This window comes from Bacillus sp. AY18-3 (genome assembly GCF_008042305.1).
Lineage (GTDB): Bacteria > Bacillota > Bacilli > Bacillales > Bacillaceae_G > Bacillus_A > Bacillus_A wiedmannii.
Map to the genome: position 1 here is coordinate 292,038 of NZ_QKQR01000006.1, position 23,179 is coordinate 315,216.

The 23,179-nt window shown below is 36.8% G+C and carries 19 protein-coding genes, 1 pseudogene and 3 other annotated features (1 of these 23 running past the window's edge); of the genes and pseudogenes, 16 read left to right on the forward strand and 4 right to left on the reverse strand.

The features are described 5' to 3' along the window. Window positions 1–3 (forward strand) — a binding site (T-box leader); it begins 226 nt to the left of the window's first position. Window positions 4–46: 43 nt separating this feature from the next. The 4 genes from pheS to DM800_RS06865 all read left to right on the forward strand — a co-directional run bounded on the left by pheS (window position 47) and on the right by DM800_RS06865 (window position 5,586). After that, a complete protein-coding gene (gene pheS / locus DM800_RS06850; protein ID WP_000388220.1) occupies window positions 47–1,081 on the forward strand; it encodes a phenylalanine--tRNA ligase subunit alpha in 1,035 nt (344 codons plus the stop codon). 18 nt (window positions 1,082–1,099) lie between these two features. Then, complete coding sequence (gene pheT / locus DM800_RS06855; protein WP_147786624.1) at window positions 1,100–3,520, forward strand: phenylalanine--tRNA ligase subunit beta; 2,421 nt, start codon at window positions 1,100–1,102, stop codon at window positions 3,518–3,520. Window positions 3,521–3,663: 143 nt separating this feature from the next. Next, window positions 3,664–3,915: a binding site (T-box leader), on the forward strand. Window positions 3,916–3,967: 52 nt separating this feature from the next. Next, window positions 3,968–5,359: an asparagine--tRNA ligase gene (asnS, locus tag DM800_RS06860; RefSeq protein ID WP_000432172.1), complete on the forward strand. Its 1,392-nt coding sequence runs from the start codon at window positions 3,968–3,970 to the stop codon at window positions 5,357–5,359. Window positions 5,360–5,451: 92 nt separating this feature from the next. Continuing rightward, window positions 5,452–5,586, forward strand: coding sequence for a YuzL family protein (locus tag DM800_RS06865; protein ID WP_087985370.1), 135 nt, complete (start codon window positions 5,452–5,454; stop codon window positions 5,584–5,586). Between the two features lie 44 nt (window positions 5,587–5,630). Here DM800_RS06865 and DM800_RS06870 read toward each other — a convergent pair whose 3' ends face one another. The 3 genes from DM800_RS06870 to rnhC form a co-directional block, all read right to left on the reverse strand. Next, window positions 5,631–5,882 carry a hypothetical protein gene (locus DM800_RS06870; RefSeq protein ID WP_088609277.1) on the reverse strand — a complete coding sequence of 84 codons (252 nt, stop codon included), beginning with the start codon at window positions 5,880–5,882 and terminating at the stop codon, window positions 5,631–5,633. Between the two features lie 13 nt (window positions 5,883–5,895). Beyond that, window positions 5,896–6,165, reverse strand: a complete 270-nt coding sequence (locus tag DM800_RS06875; RefSeq protein ID WP_088064539.1) for a hypothetical protein — start codon at window positions 6,163–6,165, stop codon at window positions 5,896–5,898. A gap of 116 nt (window positions 6,166–6,281) precedes the next feature. After that, the gene (rnhC, locus tag DM800_RS06880) at window positions 6,282–7,217 is read right to left on the reverse strand and encodes a ribonuclease HIII (RefSeq protein ID WP_147786625.1); all 936 of its coding nucleotides are present in this window, start codon (window positions 7,215–7,217) and stop codon (window positions 6,282–6,284) included. A 124-nt stretch (window positions 7,218–7,341) separates the two neighbouring features. Between rnhC and zapA the strand changes: the two genes are divergently transcribed. From zapA to srtB, 12 genes and pseudogenes are all read left to right on the forward strand, one after another. Next, window positions 7,342–7,611, forward strand: coding sequence for a cell division protein ZapA (zapA, locus tag DM800_RS06885; RefSeq protein WP_000082701.1), 270 nt, complete (start codon window positions 7,342–7,344; stop codon window positions 7,609–7,611). A gap of 1 nt (window position 7,612) precedes the next feature. Continuing rightward, entirely contained in the window at window positions 7,613–8,152 is a 540-nt protein-coding gene (locus DM800_RS06890) for a CvpA family protein (RefSeq protein WP_000565411.1), read from the forward strand. A gap of 55 nt (window positions 8,153–8,207) precedes the next feature. Continuing rightward, entirely contained in the window at window positions 8,208–9,926 is a 1,719-nt protein-coding gene (gene polX, locus DM800_RS06895; RefSeq protein ID WP_088064537.1) for a DNA polymerase/3'-5' exonuclease PolX, read from the forward strand. Window positions 9,927–9,945: 19 nt separating this feature from the next. Continuing rightward, the gene (locus DM800_RS06900; RefSeq protein ID WP_147786626.1) at window positions 9,946–12,306 is read left to right on the forward strand and encodes an endonuclease MutS2; all 2,361 of its coding nucleotides are present in this window, start codon (window positions 9,946–9,948) and stop codon (window positions 12,304–12,306) included. A gap of 194 nt (window positions 12,307–12,500) precedes the next feature. After that, window positions 12,501–13,190 (forward strand): 23S rRNA pseudouridine(2604) synthase RluF, encoded by a 690-nt coding sequence (locus DM800_RS06905; protein ID WP_088609275.1) that lies wholly within the window; start codon window positions 12,501–12,503, stop codon window positions 13,188–13,190. 108 nt (window positions 13,191–13,298) lie between these two features. Then, window positions 13,299–13,549, forward strand: a binding site (T-box leader). Window positions 13,550–13,666: 117 nt separating this feature from the next. Next, window positions 13,667–14,992, forward strand: a complete 1,326-nt coding sequence (brnQ6, locus tag DM800_RS06910) for a branched-chain amino acid transport system II carrier protein BrnQ6 (protein WP_088609274.1) — start codon at window positions 13,667–13,669, stop codon at window positions 14,990–14,992. A gap of 497 nt (window positions 14,993–15,489) precedes the next feature. Next, the gene (isdC, locus tag DM800_RS06915; protein WP_147786627.1) at window positions 15,490–16,197 is read left to right on the forward strand and encodes a heme uptake protein IsdC; all 708 of its coding nucleotides are present in this window, start codon (window positions 15,490–15,492) and stop codon (window positions 16,195–16,197) included. Window positions 16,198–16,246: 49 nt separating this feature from the next. Beyond that, window positions 16,247–19,092, forward strand: a pseudogene (locus DM800_RS06920) (NEAT domain-containing protein). Window positions 19,093–19,167: 75 nt separating this feature from the next. Next, entirely contained in the window at window positions 19,168–20,043 is an 876-nt protein-coding gene (gene isdE, locus DM800_RS06925; protein WP_304488526.1) for a heme ABC transporter substrate-binding protein IsdE, read from the forward strand. 27 nt (window positions 20,044–20,070) lie between these two features. Continuing rightward, window positions 20,071–21,054 (forward strand): FecCD family ABC transporter permease, encoded by a 984-nt coding sequence (locus tag DM800_RS06930; protein WP_147786629.1) that lies wholly within the window; start codon window positions 20,071–20,073, stop codon window positions 21,052–21,054. Next, window positions 21,044–21,814: an ABC transporter ATP-binding protein gene (locus tag DM800_RS06935; RefSeq protein WP_000403736.1), complete on the forward strand. Its 771-nt coding sequence runs from the start codon at window positions 21,044–21,046 to the stop codon at window positions 21,812–21,814. Before DM800_RS06930 ends, DM800_RS06935 begins: the two co-directional genes overlap by 11 nt. A gap of 31 nt (window positions 21,815–21,845) precedes the next feature. Beyond that, the gene (gene srtB, locus DM800_RS06940) at window positions 21,846–22,607 is read left to right on the forward strand and encodes a class B sortase (protein WP_147786630.1); all 762 of its coding nucleotides are present in this window, start codon (window positions 21,846–21,848) and stop codon (window positions 22,605–22,607) included. Between the two features lie 68 nt (window positions 22,608–22,675). Here the strand turns inward: srtB and isdG are convergent, their stop codons facing one another. Further along, window positions 22,676–22,999, reverse strand: a complete 324-nt coding sequence (gene isdG / locus DM800_RS06945) for a heme oxygenase (RefSeq protein ID WP_000587825.1) — start codon at window positions 22,997–22,999, stop codon at window positions 22,676–22,678. Between the last annotated feature and the right edge of the window lie 180 nt (window positions 23,000–23,179).

The window sequence follows — 23,179 nt, forward strand, 5'->3', positions numbered from 1 at the left end:
TTTTGGGAGCGAGGTTTTTTTATTTTTAAAATTAGGAGGGTTCCAAATGGAAGCACGTTTAAAAGAGCTAAAGCAAAAAGCGTTAGAGCTTATTGAAGAAGCGAAAGAGCTAAAGGGCTTAAACGACGTACGCGTAGCGTATTTAGGAAAAAAAGGTCCAATTACAGAAGTATTACGCGGCATGGGAAAATTATCAGCAGAAGAGCGTCCACGTATGGGAGCATTAGTAAATGAAGTACGTGAAGCGATTCAAACGCGTTTAGAAGACAAAATTGGAAACTTAGAAAAAGCAGTAATTGAAGCGAAATTAGCTACGGAAACAATTGATGTTACACTACCAGGCCGTCCTGTTGAAACAGGTTGTCACCATCCGTTAACAGCTGTTGTTGAGCAAATTGAAGATGTATTCATCGGTATGGGGTATGAAGTAGCTGAAGGAACAGAAGTAGAAAAAGACTACTACAACTTCGAAGCATTAAACTTACCGAAAGATCACCCAGCGCGTGATATGCAAGATACATTCTACATTACAGAAGAAACGTTACTACGTACACATACATCTTCTGTGCAAGCACGTACGATGGAAAATAATAAAGAAAAAGGCCCAATTAAAATTATTTGTCCTGGTAAAGTGTATCGCCGCGATGACGATGATGCGACGCATTCACACCAATTCATGCAAATTGAAGGTCTTGTAATTGATAAAAACATTCGCATGAGTGACTTAAAAGGTACACTGCAAGTATTCGTGAAAAAGATGTTCGGTGAAGATCGTGAAATCCGTCTTCGTCCAAGTTTCTTCCCATTCACAGAGCCATCTGTAGAGATGGATATTTCTTGTATGATGTGTCACGGCAAAGGTTGCGGCACTTGTAAAGGAACTGGCTGGATCGAAATTTTAGGCGCAGGTATGGTTCACCCGAACGTACTTGAAATGGCTGGTTATGATTCAAAAGAATATCAAGGTTTCGCATTCGGTATGGGCGCAGAGCGTATCGCAATGTTGAAATACGGCGTAGATGACATTCGTCATTTCTATACAAATGATGTACGTTTCTTACAACAATTCAAACGAGCGTAAGGGAAGGAGAGGATAAGTATGTTCGTATCATATCGTTGGTTACAAGAGTATGTAGATATTAAAGATGTAACAGCACAAGAACTAGCAGACAAAATCACGAAAAGTGGTATTGAAGTAGAAGGTGTTGAATTATTAAATAAAGGTGTAAAAGGTGTTGTAGTTGGTCACGTATTAGAATGTGAAAAACACCCAGAAGCTGATAAATTAAGCAAATGCTTAATCGATATCGGTGAAGAAGAGCCAGTTCAAATTATTTGTGGAGCTGCTAACATTGCAAAAGGTTTAAAAGTACCAGTTGCAAAAGTTGGTGCTGTACTTCCTGGCAACTTCAAAATTAAAAAAGCAAAACTACGTGGTGAAGCTTCTCACGGTATGGTTTGTGCGCTTCAAGAGCTTGGTATTGATGGAAAGTTAGTTTCAAAAGAATATGCAGACGGTATCTTCATCTTCCCAAGTGACGCTGAAGTTGGTGCAGACGCACTTGAAATTTTAAACTTACATGATGAAGTACTTGAGCTTGGTTTAACACCAAACCGTGCAGATTGCTTAAACATGTTAGGTGTTGCATATGAAGTCGCTGCTATTTATGGCCGTGAAGTAAAACTTCCAGCTATCAGCTTACAAGAAACAGCAGAAAAAACTTCTGATTACATTTCTGTAAGTGTAGAAGCGAAAGAAGAAAACCCATTATATATTACAAAAATGGTGAAGAACGTAAAGATTGGTCCATCACCAATGTGGATGCAAACGCGCCTTATGGCAGCTGGCATTCGTCCAATTAGCAATGTAGTGGATATTACAAACTACATTTTAATGGAATACGGTCAACCGTTACATGCATTCGATTACGATAAATTAGGTTCAAAAGAAATCGTTGTTCGTCTTGCAAAAGAAGGCGAAAAAATTGAAACGTTAGATGATCAAGAGCGTACGTTACAAAGCCACCACCTTGTAATTACAAACGGAACAAAAGCTTTAGCTGTTGCTGGTGTAATGGGCGGAGCGGATTCTGAAGTTACAAATGAGACAGTAAACGTTTTAATTGAATCTGCATACTTTGCAGGTCAAACAGTGCGCCGTACATCAAAAGACTTAGGTCTTCGCAGTGAATCAAGCGCACGTTTTGAAAAAGGAATCGATCCAACACGTACATTTGAAGCAATTCAACACGCAGCTGCTTTAATGGCGAAATACGCTGGCGGAGAAGCACTTGAAGGTGTAGTAGAAGCTGACAACTTACAAGTACAAGAGCGTACAGTATCTGTTACTGCTGAAAAAGTAAACCGTGTATTAGGTACAAATATTTCTGCAAGTGAAATGGGTACAATGTTCACAAACTTGAAATTCCCATTCACAGAAGTAGAAGGAACATTCCATGTGAATGTACCAGCACGTCGTCCTGATATTACAATTTCAGAAGACTTAGTAGAAGAAGTGGGTCGTCTATACGGTTATGACCACATTCCAGTTACATTACCTTCTGGAACAATGACTCGTGGTAAATTAACATCAGCACAAACGAAACGTCGTAAAGTACGTCGCTTCCTAGAGGGTGCTGGTTTATATGAAGCGATCACATATTCATTAACAAGCGCTGATAAAGCGAAGCAATATATGGTCGAGCCAAATGAAAAAGCTCCTGTAAATCTTGCACTTCCAATGAGTGAAGAGCGTAGCCAACTTCGTTTAAGCTTAGTACCGCAATTACTAGAAGCTGTTTCATATAATGTGGCACGTAAAAACGATAGTGTTGCTTTATATGAAGTAGGTTCTGTCTTCTTACCAACAGAAGCAGGAGAACTTCCGAAAGAAGAACAACATCTTGCCGGTGTTATGACAGGACTTGCTCTTCACCATGCATGGCAAGGTGAGAAGAAAGTAGTAGACTTCTTCGTTGTGAAAGGTGTACTAGAAGGATTATTCGACGTACTTGGCGTTGCAAACCAAATCACTTATGCACCAGCAAAACGTGAAGGGATGCACCCAGGTCGTACAGCTGACATCGTATTAGATGGCGAAGTAATTGGTTTCATCGGTCAATTGCACCCAGAAGCAGAAAAACAATTAGATGTGAAAAATACATTCGTATTCGAATTATCTCTTGTAAAAGTATTTGGTGCAGACGCAGAAGAAACTTACTACGCAGCAATTCCACGTTTCCCATCTATGACACGTGATATGGCTGTTGTCGTAACGAAAGAAACAAAAGCTGGTGAAATGAAGCAAGTTATTGCTGAAGCTGGCGGAGAACTTCTGAAAGACGTAACGCTATTTGACTTATACGAAGGTGAAAAAATGGAAGAAGGCAAGAAATCACTTGCATTCTCTATGACATACTTCGATGCAGAACGTACGTTAACAGACGAAGAAGTAACAGAAGCACATAACCGTGTATTAACAACGGTAGAAGAGAAGTTTGGTGCGGAGTTACGTAAGTAATGAGAAATTGCCGGATTAAGCCCGGCAATTTTTTTTATGGCACGATTGTCGGAAAATCGATATATTACAAAAATCGCTGATATATTTTTTGGTATCTTGCATCTTCCTCTCGAATGTAGTACATTAATTTTAGTTTAACAAAATGAAAGACGATGATAAGGAAAAGTAGTATATACTATAATCCAAAGCGAGTCAGGGACGGTGAGAGCCTGATGAGGCGGTATATGTGAAGAACACCTTGGAGTTGCTAACCGAAATTGAATCTTGTATTCAAGAGTAGACTTAGACGGGAATCCGGCCTGTTACAAACCGGGAAGTATGTATTACATACGAGTTAAAGTTGGTCTTTATGACAAATTGGGTGGTACCGCGAAGTTTAACCTTTCGTCCCTTTATGGATGAAAGGTTTTTTTGTATTTAAATATATGTGCAAAGGAGAATTTCACTATGGAAAACACATTAGTAAAAAGTCTGTATAGAGATACAGATAAATACGCAGGTCAAACAGTACAAGTATCAGGGTGGATTCGTAACTTACGTGATTCAAAAGCATTTGGTTTCATCGAATTAAACGACGGTAGCTTCTTCAAAAGCGTTCAAATCGTTTTCGATACAGAGTTAGAAAACTTCAAAGAAATTGCAAAACTTCCACTTAGCTCTTCAGTTAAAGTAGAAGGTACAGTAATTGCAACGCCTGGAGCGAAGCAACCATTTGAAATTAAAGCAGAAAAAATTGATATCGAGGGCTTATCAGATTCTGATTACCCACTTCAAAAGAAACGTCACACGTTTGAATACTTACGTACAATCGCTCACTTACGTCCAAGAACAAATGCATTCTCTGCAACGTTCCGTGTACGTTCTGTCGCAGCATTTGCGATTCACCAGTTCTTCCAAGAGCGTGGATTCGTACATGTTCATACACCAATCATCACTGGTAGTGATACAGAAGGTGCAGGCGAAATGTTCCGCGTAACAACGCAAGATTTAAACAACGTACCAAAAGGTGAAGACGGACAAGTTGATGAATCAAAAGACTTCTTCGGCAAAGAAACAAACTTAACAGTAAGTGGACAGCTGAACGCTGAAGCTTATGCATTAGCATTCCGTGACGTATACACATTCGGACCTACATTCCGTGCAGAAAACTCTAACACAACTCGTCATGCAGCTGAGTTCTGGATGGTTGAGCCGGAGATTGCATTCGCTGAATTAGGCGACGTAATGGATCTTACAGAAGATATGCTGAAATATGCAATGAAATACGTACTAGAGCATGCACCAGAAGAAATGGAATTCTTCAACAGCTTCGTTGATAAAACAGTTCTTGAGCGCATGAACAACGTAATCAACTCTGACTTCGGTCGTATCACATATACAGAAGCAATTAAAGTGCTTCAAGAGTCAGGTGCTGACTTCAAATATCCAGTAGAATGGGGTATTGACTTACAAACAGAGCACGAAAGATACTTATCAGAAGAAATTTTCAAACGCCCTGTATTCGTAACTGACTATCCAAAAGACATTAAAGCGTTCTACATGCGTATGAATGAAGATGGAAAAACAGTAGCTGCTACTGACCTTCTAGTTCCTGGCATCGGCGAATTAATCGGCGGAAGCCAACGTGAAGAAAGAATGGACGTTTTAGTAGACAGAATTAAAGAATTAGGTATGAACGAAGAGGACTACTGGTGGTACTTAGAACTTAGAAAATACGGCGGTACAAAACACGCTGGATTCGGTCTAGGTTTCGAGCGCTTCCTAATGTACATCACTGGCATGGCTAACATCCGTGACGTAATTCCATTCCCAAGAACTCCAGGTTCTTCTGAATTCTAAAATATGAAAAAAGCGAGAGGATTTCCTCTCGCTTTTTATTTTGCATAGTTTATTACCTCGTAGCAAAAAGTAACACGAAGGGGTGAATATAAATGAGTAAAAAAGTGAAAAAAGATCATTCAAGATCAAGCCTTGGTTCTCCAGAAATAGAAGGACAAGGAACGACGGCACATGAAACAGGTTCTCATAAAGTATCTTCATCAAATAAGAAGCAGAAAAGAAGTTAACATAAAAAAGGAGAGTCTTGGCGGCTCTCCTTTTTTTATATGTATTACACCTTATTATCATTAATTTCTTTTGTAATTTTATCTACATCTTTGTCTAATCGATCTAAATAGAAAAACCACAGTAAACTCATAAGCACGTAATAGATAGCCATCACACCAAGATTATCAGATATATTTTCGAATGTAGATTTAGTAGTGAAAAAAGCTCCCCAAATGGTAGAAATAGTGAGGTAAGAAAGTGGGCCCACGAGGTGTACGAAAACATATAATACCTTTTTAACTTTTACAGCGTTCATATGAAATACCTCCTTATGTAAACAATCCTTTTTTTCTAATCATAGATTCAAGTTCCTCACAGAAGTACTGTAGTTTTGCTGGATTATGTATTAACAAGCGGGCATCGTGTTTCCCGATAAATCTTCGAATCCGAAAGTTTAATAAGAAAGAACGGCCATAACGCTCTATTAAATCGTTGAACTCTCGTTGTTCACTTAGTAGCTGAATGTTTTCTCTAATTTCAAACTGTCTTTCGTGTGGATCGCCTAGTAAAATATTTAGAATCATTTGTAGAAGTAGCAATGGGAATCTCCTCCTATGTTAGAATAATCTGTATATTTTAATTGTAACAAAATTATAAGGATAGTAGTAGGGGAAACAAAAAAACAGGAGTTTGTAGCCTCCTGTTTTTGTCGATACTATTTTAATAAGCGAAACGCCTTCTCCTTATTAGCGAAATGCATTTTCACAAACTCAGGTAATCGTTCTTTACCAAGCTTTTGAATTAATTTAGCAGCTGCAATATCAACTTGTTTACCAGCACCTTTTGGAAGTGGCATACCGGCTTTTTTGCTTAGTTCGTCAAACTGTTTTACGAATGAGTAACGAGCTAAAATGGAGGCAGCGGCTACTGCTAAGTGTACGCTTTCGCCTTTCGTCGCGAAGTAAACATTTTCACGCTGTACCTGTTTTTGTTTTGCTAAATATTTGTAGTATGTATCAGGTTGTGTGAATTGATCGATTAAGACGCCTTCAGGTTTTGTAGGTGCAATTTTAGCTAATAAGTTTGTAATAGCTTTATTATGCAGTAAAGCTTTTAACTTACCTTGGTTGTTTCCTTTATCAAATAGCTCGTTATATTTTTCATTATGAAGGACAAGAGAGCTGTAAGGAACAACGTGTAGAAGTTGTTTTGCAATGGCAGTAATTTGATCGTCATTTAAGTTTTTAGAGTCTTTTACACCAAGTTCTTTTAACAGTGGGATTTGCTCCGCATCCACATATACAGCAACTACTGTCATCGGTCCGAAGAAATCACCAGTACCAACTTCATCTGACCCTACGATAGACATTGTACCGATGGAAGCAGGGGGTGCATAACGGTGTGAATCTACAGATTTTTTTACAGCTGTTTTCGGTGTTTGAGAGACAGTTTGCCAACGAGAAGCTTCTGCTTCAGCACGGCCACCTTGGAACATTACTTTTCCAGATTTATAAGCTGTAATCGTGCAAGATGGCACCTTTGCCATGAAGATCCCGCCTTGTGGGGTTTTTGGACTAAGCGCTTGTTTGTATTGTTGTTTCATGTCTTCAATTACTGTAGAACTTGTTTGTATTATGATAGAATTTGACAAGATGGTCGCTCCTTTTTTTATATTGTTATTTTTATCATATCGGATTGTTCTTTCTGTTTCCATAATATGATGGTTCATGGTATGATAAACTTTAGGATTCTGTACGTGATTGGAGGCCGGTGAGTTGTCACAACAAAAGGGAAAGAAAAGTCGAATTAATGTAGAAATCTATGGTCAACAATATTCAGTTGTTGGCGATGAAAGTACAAGTCATATCCGCATGGTAGCAGCGATTGTGGATGATAAAATGCGCGAACTCAATGCCAAGAATCCTTCGCTTGACACGAGTAGACTAGCGGTATTGACGGCAGTAAACGTCATACACGATTACATAAAATTAAAAGAAGAACATGAGAAATTGAAAGAAAGTATGACAAAAAAAGGAATGGAATAACATGATTGATATTATTATCATTTTACTGCTTGTTATGGGATTTTTCCTCGGCTTACGCAGAGGGTTTATTCTGCAACTTGTAAAGTTAACAAGCTTTATTATCGCATACCTTGTTGCATACTGGTACTGTAAAGATTTAGCGCCAGCACTTGCGAAATTTATTCCGTATCCATTTGATAAAAACGTATCTGTTCCAGAATGGATTGATGCAAATAATATTGAAACAGTATTTTATCAAGCGCTTGCGTTTATCATATTGTTTATTATTACAAAAATTGCACTTTCATTACTTGGTAATTTGTTAAATATGTTTGCAGAAATACCGGTTTTAAAGCAAGTCAATGCGTTTGCGGGGGCAATCCTCGGATTTTTAGAAGTATATATTATTTTGTTTGTTTTAATTATCGTTGGAAACATTCTTCCGATTGAACAAATACAAACACCATTACAAAAATCATCAATTAGCAAAATAATTGTAGACGATACACCGATTCTTTCTGAAAAGGTGAAGGAACTATGGCAGACAGGTAGCAGAGTATAACTTCTCTTTTTTCGGAAAGAGGAGTTTTTTTCTATGAAAGAAAGGCGGGGTAATGATGAAAGTAAATAAAAAACAAGTTATTAAATTACTAGAGACAATTGGGCTTTTTATGGAACTAAAGGGCGCGAATCCATTTAAAATATCTGCATTTCGTAAGGCGGCGGCAGCATTAGAAAGTGATGATCGTAGTCTTTCTGAGATTGAAGATTTCACGAAGATTCCGGGCATTGGAAAAGGAACAGCAGCAGTTATTCAAGAATATATAGAATCGGGAACATCTGAAGTATTACAAGAGCTTGAAAAAGAAGTGCCAAGTAGCTTATTACCGTTATTAAAATTACCAGGCCTTGGTGGTAAAAAGGTAGCTAAGTTATATAAAGAACTTGGTGTTGTTGATATGGAATCGCTAAAAGCGGTTTGTGAGGAAAATAAAGTACAAGCTTTAGCAGGTTTCGGTAAGAAGACAGAAGAGAAAATATTAGAAGCAATCGATCAAGTAGGCTCTCGTCCAGAGCGTTTACCAATCGCAATGGTATTACCTATTGCCGGGGAAATAGAGGAGAAATTGTCGAATATTGCTGAAGTAATTCGTTTCTCTCGTGCTGGTAGTTTGCGCCGTGTTCGTGAAACAGTGAAAGATTTAGACTTTATCATTGCAACGACAGAACCAGCTGCAGTACGTGAGCATTTACTGCAATTTGATAATATGATTGAAGTAATCGCAAGTGGAGATACAAAAGTTTCTGTTCGTCTTCAATATGAATATGATATTTCAATCGATTTCCGTTTAGTAAAACCAGAAGAATTTATTACAACCCTTCACCATTTCACAGGATCAAAAGATCATAACGTAAAAATGCGCCAAATCGCGAAAGATAGAGGCGAGAAAATTAGTGAGTACGGTGTAGAAAACTTAGAAACAGGTGAAGTGAGAACATTTGAAACAGAAGAGGAGTTCTTCGCTCATTTCGGTCTTCCATTTATCCCACCAGAAGTGCGTGAAGATGGAAAAGAAATTGAATTAATTAAAGAGTATCCAAACTTAATTCAGTTCTCTGACATACAAGGTGATTTACATATGCATACAACATGGAGTGATGGTGCTTTTTCCATTGAAGAGATGGTACAAGCGTGCCGTGCTCGTGGATATAAGTTTATGGCGATTACTGATCACTCACAATACTTGAAAGTAGCGAACGGTTTAACGAAAGAGCGCCTTCGTGAACAAGCGAAAGAAATTGAACGTATGAACGAAAAGTATCCAGATATTACAATTTTACGCGGAATTGAAATGGATATTTTACCGGATGCAACACTTGATTTTGACGATGAAGTATTAGCAGAATTAGATTATGTCATTGGAGCGATTCACTCTAGCTTCTCACAAGACCGTGAAACGATTATGAAACGTCTTCGTGCTGCGCTGGAGAATAAGCATGTCACAATGATTGCTCATCCGACAGGACGTCTTCTTGGACGCCGCGAGGGCTATGATGTGGATACAGATTTATTAATCGAGCTCGCAAAAGAAACAAATACAGTTTTAGAATTAAATGCGAATCCGAACCGTCTAGATTTAAGCGCGAAATTATTAAAACAAGCACAAGATGCTGGTGTAAAAGTAGCGATTAATACGGATGCTCATACGCTTGAAATGTTAGAAGATATGGAAACAGGTGTAGCAGCAGCACGTAAAGGTTGGATTCAAAAAGATAACGTGATTAACACGTGGAATATCGAACGTTTATTAGACTATATTAAACGTAATAAGTAACACAAGGGGGACCTGCAACATGTTAGAAAGAACGTTGCGTGTATTAGAATACAATAAAGTAAAAGAACAATTACTTGAACATACAGCCTCTTCACTTGGCCGTGACAAAGTGAAGCATTTAGTGCCAAGCACTGATTTTGAAGAAATTGTAGAAATGCAAGATACAACAGATGAAGCAGCGAAAGTCATTCGTTTAAAAGGTAGTGCACCATTAGGTGGTATTACGGATATTCGCTCAAATGTGAAGCGTGCAAAGATTGGAAGTATGTTAAGCCCGAATGAACTACTTGATATTGCCAATACGATGTATGGTAGTCGCAATATGAAACGTTTCATTGAAGATATGGTTGATAATGGTGTCGAGCTTCCAATTTTAGAAACTCATGTCGCTCAAATTGTATCTTTATATGATTTAGAAAAGAAAATTACAAATTGTATCGGTGATGGCGGTGAAGTAGTCGATAGCGCAAGTGATAAACTGCGTGGTATTCGTACTCAAATTCGTACTGCGGAAAGTCGTATTCGTGAAAAGTTAGAAAATATGACGCGTTCTTCCAACGCGCAAAAGATGCTGTCTGACGCGATTGTAACGATTCGTAACGAACGTTACGTAATCCCGGTAAAACAAGAATACCGCGGTGTATATGGCGGTATTGTTCACGATCAATCAGCTTCTGGGCAAACGTTATTTATTGAACCACAAGTCATTGTAGAGTTAAATAACGCGCTTCAAGAAGCACGAGTGAAAGAAAAACAAGAAATCGAACGCATCTTATTGATGTTAACAGAAGAAGTGGCAGTAGAAGCGGATATCGTTTTATCTAACGTAGAAGTAGTTGCGAATCTTGACTTTATTTTTGCGAAAGCTTTTTATGGGAAGCGTATAAAAGCAACGAAACCAATCGTAAATAACGAGCGTTATATGGATTTAAGACAAGCACGTCATCCGCTTATTGATCCAGAAATTATCGTGCCAAATAACATTATGTTAGGGAAAGATTTCACGACAATTGTTATTACAGGACCAAATACAGGTGGTAAAACAGTTACGCTGAAAACAGTTGGTATTTGTGTGCTAATGGCGCAATCTGGCCTTCACATTCCAGTAATGGATGAATCAGAGATTTGTGTATTTAAAAATATCTTTGCCGATATCGGTGATGAGCAATCGATTGAACAAAGTTTAAGTACGTTCTCCTCACATATGGTGAACATTGTTGATATTTTAGAAAAAGCTGATTTTGAAAGCTTAGTTTTATTCGATGAATTAGGTGCTGGAACAGATCCGCAAGAAGGGGCTGCATTAGCAATTTCAATTTTAGATGAAGTATGTAATCGTGGTGCTCGCGTTGTTGCTACGACGCATTACCCAGAATTAAAAGCATACGGATATAACCGTGAGAAAGTTATTAATGCGAGCGTTGAGTTCGACGTGAACACATTAAGCCCAACGTATAAATTATTAATCGGTGTACCAGGACGTAGTAATGCCTTTGAAATTTCGAAGCGCCTTGGACTATCTGATCGCGTGATTGATCAAGCTCGTAACCACATTAGTACAGATACAAACAAAATTGAAAATATGATTGCGAAGTTAGAAGAAAGTCAAAAGAATGCAGAGCGTGACTGGAACGAAGCAGAAGCACTTCGCAAGCAATCTGAAAAACTGCATCGCGAATTACAGCGTCAAATTATTGAATTTAATGATGAGCGCGATGAAAAATTATTAAAAGCGCAAAAAGAAGGGGAAGAAAAAGTCGAAGCTGCAAAGAAAGAGGCAGAAGGCATTATTCAAGAACTTCGTCAATTGCGTAAAGCACAGCTTATAAACGTGAAAGACCATGAGCTTATTGAAGCGAAGAGCCGTCTAGAAGGTGCGGCGCCAGAGCTTGTGAAGAAACAAAAAATAAACGTGAAAAACACAGCGCCAAAACAACAATTACGCGCAGGTGATGAAGTAAAAGTGTTAACGTTTGGTCAAAAAGGTCAATTGCTTGAAAAGGTAAGTGATACAGAGTGGAGCGTACAAATTGGTATTCTGAAGATGAAAGTGAAAGAATCCAATATGGAATACATTAATACACCGAAGCAAACTGAGAAAAAAGCAGTCGCAAGTGTGAAGGGTAGAGATTATCACGTTTCGTTAGAGCTCGATCTTCGCGGTGAACGTTATGAAGATGCAATGATGCGCGTTGAAAAATATTTAGACGATGCACAGCTTGCAAGCTATCCTCGCGTATCAATTATTCACGGTAAAGGAACAGGAGCGCTTCGCCAAGGTGTACAAGATTACTTGAAGAAACACCGCGGTGTGAAAAACTACCGCTACGGTGACATGGGCGAGGGAGGCCTAGGCGTAACAGTTGTCGAATTAAAATAGCAAACAACGAAACAAAGGGGAACCATTATATGTTTATGGACAAACTTGCAAAAGTATTGTTAGCTTGTTGCGGAATATTTTTGGTAATTGGGGTTATTTATTTAGTTGTTTTTGCGAAGTAAAAGAGCGTCAATCGTGGCAGAGTGATATTGCCATAGATTGACGCTTTTAATATATAGGAAAAGGAATAAGCTATGAAAATCAACCAATACATAAGCGAAGCAAAATCCTGTTCAAGACGCGAAACAGACCGTCTCATTAAAGCAGGACGCGTGGCTATTAACGGCGAAATATGTACGCACGGTGCACTCGTGAGCGATGGTGATGTGGTAACGATTGATGGACAGGTTATTGCAAAAGAAGAGAAGGAAAAGGTGTATATTGCCTTTCATAAACCAATCGGAATTACTTGTACAGCAGCCGATCATATTGAAGATAATATTATTGATTATATCAATTACCCAGAGCGTATCTTTCCTGTTGGGCGATTAGATAAAGCGTCGGAAGGACTAATCTTATTAACGAATGACGGTGCGATTGCAAATCAAATTTTACACGGTGATCATGAGCACGAGAAAGAATACATCGTTACGGTTGATAAGCCGTTTACAGATTGGTTTATTGATGAGATGTCCAGCGGTGTAAAGATTAAAGATGGAATGACGAAGCCTTGTAAAGTGACGAGAGTGGATCAATCTACATTTCGCATCGTTTTAACGCAAGGAATGAACAGACAAATTCGTAGAATGAGCCGTGCTTTCGGGTTTACTGTAACAAAGCTAAAGCGGGTTCGTATTATGAATATAGAGCTAGATGATCTAGAAGTGGGAAAATGGCGTAACATTACAGCTGAGGAATTAGAAATATTAATAGGGCAAATATAGGGAGGGGAAATTTTCTCCCTATATTTTTTTGTCAGAAAAAATAAAACTATTGATTTTTTAAAAAATAGCCCATATAATAAAAAACAACAAGTTTCGACAAGATATTTTATAAAAGTAATGATGAGGACATGAGTTGTTTTTGACGATTCTCAGAGAGGGAAGCCTAGGCTGTGAGCTTCCTAATACGGAAAGGCAAACTTACCACCTCTAAACTTCAAGAGTGAACTGCATGATGCATTGTAATTCTTGGCGGATAAAACCGTTATCAATTTACACGAGCTATAAAATGAGCTTATTTTGTTATAAATTCATTTTATTAGAATAAGGGTGGAACCACGATTTCAACACTCGTCCCTTTGTTAGGGACGGGTGTTTTTTGCGTTCTTTTACGGGGAAGTATGCTTGAAAGAGGATATGTGACGGTCTTTAATTCAGAATATTTTGTCAATGTAAAAATATTTAGGAGGTTAGTAGAAATGAAATCATCTTTAAAGTTTTCTGAGATGTTTGCAATAAGTTTAATGTTGTTTGCACTATTTTTCGGTGCAGGTAATATGATTTTCCCGCCAGCTTTAGGGCAAGGTGCTGGAACAGACGTATGGATCGCGTTATTTGGCTTTATCGTAACAGGTGTTGGATTACCTTTATTAGGGGTAATTGTTATAGCTCTAAAGGGAGATATTAATGAGCTAGCGGGACGTGTACACCCTGTATTCGCACTTGTTTTTATCACTGCAATTTATTTATGTTTAGGTGTATTCGTAAGTGTTCCGCGTACAGGAACAGTTGCTTATGAAATGAGTGTTGCACCATTTTTACCAAGTGATATAGCTGGTCAATCATATCCACTTGTTATCTTTACATTCATTTTCTTTGCAGTAACTTTCTATTTAGCTTTAAACCCATCGAAATTAGTGGGCCGCATAGGTAAAGTATTAACTCCAATTTTGTTAGCTGTTATAGCAATTATCGTAGGTAAAGCAATTATTACACCAATTGGAGAATTTGGTGCACCGACAGAAGCGTATAATGCTCCGCTCTTTAAAGGTTTTATTGATGGATATTTAACTTTAGATGGACTTGCAGCACTTGTTTTCGGAAATGTTGTTATTAATGCTTTAAAAGCAAAAGGCGTTACAAATAAGAACAGCATTGCAAAAGTAACAATCTTTGCAGGATTTATTGCAGCGCTCGGTTTACTACTTGTTTATTTAGCACTTGCTTATCTGGGAGCTTCTAGTGTGTCTCTTGGAATGGGAGCAAACGGAGGAATTATTTTAACAAACGTTGTAAATCATTTATTTGGTAGTTACGGAACTTTATTATTAGGGATCGCAATTACAGCGGCATGTTTAACAACTTCTGTAGGTATTGTTGCAGCTTGTGGGGAATATTTTTCTTCCTTATTACCAAAGCTTTCTTATCAAAAGGTTGTTTTCATCTTCTGTGTATTAGCATTTATGGTAGCAAACCTTGGGTTAACTCAGTTAAACGCATTAGCATTACCGATTTTAATTGCAATTTATCCAATTGGTATCGTACTGATTGTATTATCACTTGTTGAAAACTATATTCGTCTTCCATTAGCTATGTATGTAGGCGGTATTGTAGGAGCATTTGCAATTAGCTTCTTTGATGGATTGCATAATGCAAATCTTCAAGTAGCGGCCCTTGCTCCTATCTTAGATAAAATTCCACTATATAGTGTAGGGATTGGTTGGCTAGTTCCGGGTATCATTGGAATTGCAATTGGATATGTAGTTTCTTTATTTCAAAAGCAAGAAGTTGCTGTAGAAAAATAGTGAAAAGAGGCTTTCTATGAAAGAAAGTCTCTTTTTTTGTAGAAAAAATTGCATATAGGGAAATTTAGATATTAAAAATTTTATACGTAATATAGTTGACAAAAAAATTAGCATTAGGCTAAGATTGACTTAGTTGTGGAAATATTAGAAGGAAAGTGAGGAGTGAAAGGTATAAGGTTTTCTATAACGATATCATTTTGTAGATAGAGGTGATAGAGTAGGAGAATGGTTAGTTTTATTTTTTTGACCTTCATTGAGAATGATAATCATCAAAAGAAATAGGGACTTATGTTAAAATGTAAATCGCTCTTTATAAGGAATAGGGAGGGATATTATTTTTAGCACATAGTGAGAATGATAATCAATAATATCTATATTACATAAATAAATTACAATTAAATAATGATAGAGGATTATTATTTTTTTCTTATATATTGAGAATAATTATCATTTTCAAAAAGTATGGATGAAAGATAAACAAGGAGGAAGTAAGCCAAATGAGAAAGATTTCTGTATTACCCGCTTTTATTATGACATTCGTATGTATGCTAGCTTTTTTCGTAGTGCCATTTGGACAAGCTTCGGCAAATGTAGCTGACGGTACTTACGATATTAACTATGTCATACAAAAAGCAGAAAATGATTCAGCTTCAATGGCAAATGATTATTTTGAAAAACCAGCTAAGTTAATTGTGAAAAATGGTGAGATGAGAGTACAAATTCCTATGAATCATAGTGCTTGGATTACAGAATTTAAAGCACCAGAGAACGGAAACTTTGTTGATGCAAAAGTTGTTAGTAAAGATGAATCTGCAGATAAAAGAACTGTAGAGTTTAAAATAGACGACCTATCTAAACCAGCAGCTGTAAAAATTCATGTTGTTGTACCTAACGTAAATTATGACCATAACTACACAATTCGCTTTGCATTTGATGCAAATGTAAAAGCGGTAGGTGGAGAAAATAAAGCAACTACTGTAACAAAGAATAATGATCAAACAAAAACAGATACACAAGTAAAAGAAGAAGTGAAGAAAGAAGAGAGTAAAGAAGCAAATAAAGAGGCAAGCAAAGGAACAAATGAAAGTGGAAAAGCTGAAAAAACAGATAACCCAAAAACAGGCGATGAAGCACGCATCGGATTATTTGCAGTGTTAATTCTTATTTCAGGTGTTTTCTTAATTCGTAAAGTACGTCAAAACTAAATAAAGGAGCGTTAGTCCATTGAATAGATATCTTAAAATTGTTGTTGCGATGTGTTTAATGATATTTACATTCGTATCAACATTACAACCTCTTGCAGTTCAAGCAGCAAGCCAACTAGCTGACGGTGAATATTCAATCGGTTTCAAAGTTCTTAAGGATACATCAGATGAAGAATCTATGATGAATCAATACTCTGTAAGTCCAGGAACTTTAAAAGTGAAGGATGGGAAGAAGAAGGTATCCTTTACGTTAGAACATAGTTCATGGATTACGAAGTTTGAAACAGAAAAAAGTGGCCAGTTTGTTGCGACAAATGTAAGTAGTGAAGATAAAGAAAAAGATACACGAGTAGTAGAATTTGAAGTGGACGATGTAGAGAAAGTATTAAATGCGAAAGTAAAAGTAGACATAGACTTTTTAAATTATCATCATGACTATGATGTGCGTATTGCATTTGAGCAAAATAGTATTACACCGATTCATGTAGAAAAACCAAATGAAAAAGAGGATCCAGCAAATAAGCCAGATCCAAATGAAAAACCGGATCCAAGTCAGAAGCCCGACCAAAAGCCTGACCCAGATCAACAACCCAATTCTAACACAATTAACGATGGGAATTATAGTATTCCATTTAAAGTGTTAAAAGATAAGACAGATGAAGAATCTAAGATGAATAATTACATGGTAAATCCAGGAGTATTAAAAGTAGAAAACGGTAAGAAAAAGGCAATTGTAACACTAACAAGTAGCTCATTAATTAAAAATTTCCAAACGGAAAAAGATGGCGCATTTGCTGATGCAAAAGTAGTGAGTGAAGATAAAGAAAAAGATACAAGAGTAGTAGAGTTTGAAGTGGACGATTTATCAAAAAAATTAAATACAAAAGTATTTATCGAAATGGCATCAAGAAACTATAAGCAAACACATGATGTACAACTTTTATTTGAACAAGATAAACTTGAGCCAATTAAGAACGAAGAAAAGCAACCAGACGGTGATAAAAAGCCAGAGGTAGAGAAACCAGAAGTAGAGAAGCCGAATGTTGAAACAATTAAAGACGGTGAATACAGCATCAGTTTCAAAGCTTTAAAAGATCAAACAGAAGAAATTTCAATGATGAACACGTATACGAAGAGTCCGGGCGTGTTAAAGGTGAAAGATGGTAAAAAATATGTATCATTCACATTAACGAATAGTGCATGGATTACAAAGTTTGAATTTGAGAAAAATGGTTTGTTCGTTGATGCGAGTGTATTAAGTGAAGATAAAAAAGCTGATACACGCGTAGTGGAAGTAGAAGTAGACGATGTATCTAAAAAGTTAAATGCAAAAGTAAAAGTAGATATCGATTCAATGAATTATCACCATTTTTATGATATTCAATTTGCATTTGATAAAGGTAGCATTAAATCTTTAGATAACCAAGGCGGAAACAAGGCGGAAACGATAACCAAGGCGAAAACGATAACCAAGGCGGAAACAATAACCAAGGCGGAAACGAAAACCGAAAACAAAAACCAAAGCGGAAACGATAACCAAGGCGGAAACGATAACCAAGGCGAAAACGATAACCAAGGCGGAAACGATAACCAAGGCGGAAACGATAACCAAGGTGGAAACAACAACCAAGGTAACAACGCAACCATTGATCCAAAAGCCCTTAAAGATGGTGAATACAGCATTGGCTTTAAAGTTCTAAAAGATCAAACAGAAGAAATTTCAATGATGAACACATATACAAAGAGTCCAGCTGTACTAAAAGTGAAAGATGGTAAGAAGTATGTATCGTTTACATTAACGAATAGTGCATGGATTACAAAGTTTGAGTTTGAGAAGAATAGTTCTTTTGTTAATGCAAAAGTATTAAGTGAGAATAAAGAGCAAAATACAAAAGTAGTAGAGTTAGAAGTAGATGATTTATCTAAAAAATTAAACGCAAAAGTAAAAGTAGATATTGATGCGATGAATTATCACCATTTCTACGATGTTCAATTTGTATTTGATCAAGATAGTATTAAAGTTTTAGGTAACCAAGGCGAAAACGACACGGAAACGATAACCAAGGCGAAAACGATAACCAAGGCGAAAACGACAACCAAGGCGGAAACGATAACAACCAAGGCGAAAACGATAACCAAGGCGAAAACGATAACCAAGGCGAAAACGACAACCAAGGCGGAAACGATAACCAAGGCGGAAACGATAACCAAGGTGGAAACAACAACCAAGGCGGAAATAATAAGCCAAAAGTAATAGTTGATCCAAGAAATTTAGTGGATGGTCAATATGATATTCCATTTAAAGTGTTAAAAGATAAAACAAATGAGCTTTCAAAGATGCATGACTATACTGTACACCCAGCAAAATTAATCGTTAAAGATGGTAAAAAGTACATTGAGATGACGTTGAAAAATAGTGCATGGATTACAAAATTCCAAACGGAAAATAACAGTCTTTTTGCTGATGCGAAAGTAGTAAGCGAAGATAAAAATGCAAATAGGAGAGTAGTGCAATTTGAAGTAAGTGATTTATTTGCAAAATTAAATGCAAAAGTAAAAGTTGATATCAACGAAATGAACTACCATCATTTCTACGATGTCCAAATTCAATTTGATACAAATAATATTGGTGTGTTAGGCACGATTAAAGAGGATCCAAAAAATAATCCGAACAATCCAGTGATTACACCGAAAGTAGATAATGTAAAAAAAGTAGATAATCCTGATTTTAACCGAAATGCAGATGATAAGAAGAAAAAAGAAGATCAAAAAAATGATTCGAAAAAAGAGAAAAACTCAAAAACGGCAGATACAGCACAACTAGGTTTATACATGGTGCTATTGCTTGGGTCACTTGCTTTACTAGTTCGTAAATATAGAGCAGGAAGATTGTAATTTTTGGAGTCTTGATGCATGTTCGCATGCATCAAGACTTGTTTCATATTGTTTGGAAAGGAGTGGTGATTGAGAGTGAAGAAAATTGCTAGTGTACTAATGGCTATCATTCTATTAGTGAGTATAGCTGGATGCTCGGCGCCCAAAAAAGAAGCAGCAAAACAGGTAAAGAGTGAGAGTAAAGAGAGAATTGTTGCAACGACAGTTGCTGTTACTGAAATTATGGATGCGTTAGAAGTAGATTTAGTTGGTATTCCAACAAGTACGAAAGATTTACCAAAGAGATATAAAGGTTTACCTGAAGTCGGGAATCCGATGAGTCCTGATATGGAAAAGATAAAGTCATTAAAGCCGTCAGAAGTATTATCCGTGACAACACTTGAATATGAATTAAAGCCAGTTTTTGATGGTGTGGGCACGAAAGCAAACTTTTTAGATTTAACAAGCTTGAAAAATATGCAAAATTCCATTAGCGATTTAGGTAAGCAATATGGACGTGAAAAGCAGGCTGAAGCAGTTGTAACGAAGTTAGATAACAAGGTTGCAGAGATTAAAAAAGCAGTAAAGGGAAAGAAAGAACCGACAGTGCTTATTTTATTAGGTGTACCAGGGAGTTATTTAGTAGCAACAGAGCGTTCTTATATTGGAGATCTAGTGAAACAACTAGGTGGCAAAAATATTGTACAAGGTGAACAAGTAGAGTATTTAGCTTCTAATACAGAGTATTTAAAAAAAGCTGATCCAGATATTATTTTACGAGCAGCTCATGGTATGCCTGATGAAGTTGTGAAAATGTTTGATAAAGAATTTAAAACAAATGATATTTGGAAACATTTCGTTGCCGTTAAAAATAACCGTGTTTACGATTTAGAAGAGTGCTTATTTGGGACGACAGGTAATTTAGCAGCAATGGAAGCGTTAGATGAATTGAAAAAAATGATGTATCCGTGATGCATTTTAATATAAAGGAAGAGTGGAATGAATAAAAAAACTTGGAGTTTCCTCATTGTTACTGCATTGCTTATTGTTATGACATCATTGTCAGCGATGAAAGGGAGTTTAGAAATAGGTATTGTTGAGCTTGTGCAAGGGATATTTACAGGGGGAAATGAAGATGTTGAAGTGATTAAAGATTTACGTTTCCCACGTATTATTATTGCACTATTTACTGGAGCAGCTCTGGCCGTTTCAGGTGTGCTTTTTCAAGCTGTTATGAAAAATCCACTTGCTGATGCTGGGGTAATCGGGATATCTTCTGGAGCAAGTTTTATGATACTTGTTATTATTACGTTATTCCCGCAATTCTTTTTCTGGACACCGGTATTCGCCTTTTTAGGTGGTGCGTTTGCATGTTATCTCGTTTATGCATTTTCATGGAATTCAGGGTTAAGTCCGCTTCGCATTATTTTAGTTGGTATAGCTATTAATGCAATGTTCACTGGATTAAATGAATCGTTCATTACGATTTGCGGATACTTCATTAAGAGTATTAAGCAAACGACGACTTCTAACATAACGATGAAGACGTGGGACGATGTAGAAATAATGGTTACATATGGAACGATTGGTCTTATTCTTGCTCTGTTTGTAGGAGCTTGGTGTAACTTATTATCGCTACAAGATAAGACTGCGAAAAACTTAGGTTTGCACGTGACGAGAGTTCGTCTTATTATTTCTGCTATTGCAGTACTTTTAGCAGCAGTATCAACAGCAATTGCAGGTGTTATTGCTTTCGTAGGATTACTCGTTCCGCACATTTCAAGACAACTAGTCGGTTCGGATCATAAAGTATTAATTCCATTTTCTGCTCTTGCAGGAGCGTTATTAATTTTGACGGCGGATACGATTGGAAGGTTAATTGTGCCACCTAACGAAATTCCAGCAGCGACGATTATGGCAGTGATTGGTGGCCCATTCTTAATATTCTTGCTTAGAAAGAGTGATAAAGTTCATGGAAATTAAAAATGTAACCTTTTCGTATGATAATGTAACGGATCGATTAAAGTCGGTTAGTAGTGAAATAGAAATTGGTAAAATTACAACAATTATTGGTCCAAACGGTTGCGGGAAATCGACATTACTTGGTGTGATGTCAAGAAATCACGACCCTCGTAGCGGAGAGATAATACTCGATGGGAAGGCGATTAGTCAATATAAACCGAAAGAGTTTGCTAGAAAGTTAGCCGTTGTCCATCAACAAAATGAAGCACCGGCAGACATGACGGTAGAGAAATTAACAAGTTATGGTCGTATGCCTCATAAAAATATTTTTTCCTCGCAAACTGATGAAGATAGAGAAGCAATCGAAAGGGCTTTAGCATGTACGAATTTGCTAAGTAAACGTGATAAAGAGATTCACGCCTTATCTGGTGGAGAAAGACAACGTGTTTGGATTGCCATGACGTTAGCTCAGAAAACACCAATGCTCTTTTTAGATGAACCGACAACATATTTAGATATTTATTATCAACTTGAAATATTAGAGCTAGTAAAAGAGTTAAATGAAGTACATGGATTGACGATCGTTATGGTATTACATGATATCAATCAGGCGATTCGCTATAGTGATCATATTATTGTTATGAAAGACGGCGAAATTGTTACGAAAGGTAAGCCGAATGATGTCGTGACAGAAAGTATGATAAAGACGATATACGGTGTAGATGTCGTTGTAAAGCAAGATGAAGATACAGGGTTGTATATGGTCCCAATGGGTATTTAAATATGCGAACAATCCGTTTTGAGGTGATGATTTGAGTAGTAAAAAAGAACGGAAGAAGAATTTTTTTTTTCAACGAATACTTACAGTTGTTTTTTTAGGTACCTTTTTCTATTCAGTATATGAATTAGGTGATATTTTCATGGATTACTATGAAAATCGTAAAGTAATGGCCGAAGCACAAAACATTTATGAAAAGAGTCCGATGGAAGAGCAATCACAAGACGGGGAAGTACGTAAACAGTTCAAAGCTCTGCAGCAAATTAACCAAGAAATAGTTGGATGGATTACGATGGATGATACACAAATTAATTATCCAATCGTTCAGGCGAAAGACAATGATTACTATTTATTTCGTAATTATAAAGGTGAAGATATGAGAGCAGGCAGCATTTTTATGGACTATCGTAATGATGTGAAATCTCAAAATCGAAATACTATTTTATATGGTCACCGTATGAAAGATGGTTCTATGTTTGGAAGTTTAAAGAAAATGTTAGATGAAGAGTTCTTCATGTCGCATCGTAAATTATATTACGATACATTATTTGAAGGATATGATCTTGAAGTGTTCTCGGTGTATACAACAACAACTGATTTTTATTACATTGAAACGGATTTTAGCAATGATACGGAATACACATCGTTTTTGGAGAAAATTCAAGAAAAATCGCTGTACAAAACGGATACAAAATTGACAGCGAGTGATCAAATCGTAACACTTTCGACGTGTGACTATGCACTTGATCCGGAAGCAGGAAGGTTAGTCGTGCATGCGAAACTAGTAAAGAGATAGTAAAAAAAGTATAGAATATGAGAAGTGGTAACGCTTCTCATATTCTATACTTTAAAAAAGAAATATGTTTACTGTGCTGCAGCCATTGGCATACGTACAACTTCAACATTGTAGTAAGTGATTTTATTATCAAGAATATATTCTGGCATCCCACCTTGATGTGAATGAGCATCTTTAAATGCTGAGCTCTTCGTCCAACCTTGGAAATCTTCTTTTGCATTCCAGCGTGTGCTAATTGTTACTTCATCATAATCAACTGTATTTTGCGTTAAAAGAACTTCTAATCCTAAAAAGCCTGGCATCGTTTCGACTTGACCTACTTTATTAAAACGCTCAATTAATTTATGTCCATTTCCCTTTGTAATTTTAGCTGTATTTGTAACAATAATCATGTTTTATTCCTCCTATAAATGTAGCCTTTATTTTCGAGAACTCATATACATTAAATGATAATGAAAATCATTATCAATGTCAATGGTAAATGTGAAATAAATAAGTTTTTTATTATTTTGGACAGTAAGATTTCCATTTCAAAATGTAGTAAATATGTGGCGGTTAAGTGAGAGAATGAG

Excerpts from the sequence above, each read along its gene's own strand:
- pheS (WP_000388220.1), top strand. The coding sequence starts at position 47 with ATGGAAGCACGTTTAAAAGAGCTAAAGCAAAAAGCGTTAGAGCTTATT.
- DM800_RS06935 (WP_000403736.1), top strand. The coding sequence starts at position 21,044 with ATGGAAATTAAAAATGTAACCTTTTCGTATGATAATGTAACGGATCGA.
- asnS (WP_000432172.1), top strand. The coding sequence starts at position 3,968 with ATGGAAAACACATTAGTAAAAAGTCTGTATAGAGATACAGATAAATAC.
- polX (WP_088064537.1), top strand. The coding sequence starts at position 8,208 with ATGAAAGTAAATAAAAAACAAGTTATTAAATTACTAGAGACAATTGGG.
- isdG (WP_000587825.1), bottom strand. The coding sequence starts at position 22,999 with ATGATTATTGTTACAAATACAGCTAAAATTACAAAGGGAAATGGACAT.
- DM800_RS06870 (WP_088609277.1), bottom strand. The coding sequence starts at position 5,882 with ATGAACGCTGTAAAAGTTAAAAAGGTATTATATGTTTTCGTACACCTC.
- pheT (WP_147786624.1), top strand. The coding sequence starts at position 1,100 with ATGTTCGTATCATATCGTTGGTTACAAGAGTATGTAGATATTAAAGAT.
- brnQ6 (WP_088609274.1), top strand. The coding sequence starts at position 13,667 with ATGAAATCATCTTTAAAGTTTTCTGAGATGTTTGCAATAAGTTTAATG.
- DM800_RS06900 (WP_147786626.1), top strand. The coding sequence starts at position 9,946 with ATGTTAGAAAGAACGTTGCGTGTATTAGAATACAATAAAGTAAAAGAA.
- DM800_RS06905 (WP_088609275.1), top strand. The coding sequence starts at position 12,501 with ATGAAAATCAACCAATACATAAGCGAAGCAAAATCCTGTTCAAGACGC.
- isdC (WP_147786627.1), top strand. The coding sequence starts at position 15,490 with ATGAGAAAGATTTCTGTATTACCCGCTTTTATTATGACATTCGTATGT.
- DM800_RS06930 (WP_147786629.1), top strand. The coding sequence starts at position 20,071 with ATGAATAAAAAAACTTGGAGTTTCCTCATTGTTACTGCATTGCTTATT.
- DM800_RS06890 (WP_000565411.1), top strand. The coding sequence starts at position 7,613 with ATGATTGATATTATTATCATTTTACTGCTTGTTATGGGATTTTTCCTC.
- DM800_RS06865 (WP_087985370.1), top strand. The coding sequence starts at position 5,452 with ATGAGTAAAAAAGTGAAAAAAGATCATTCAAGATCAAGCCTTGGTTCT.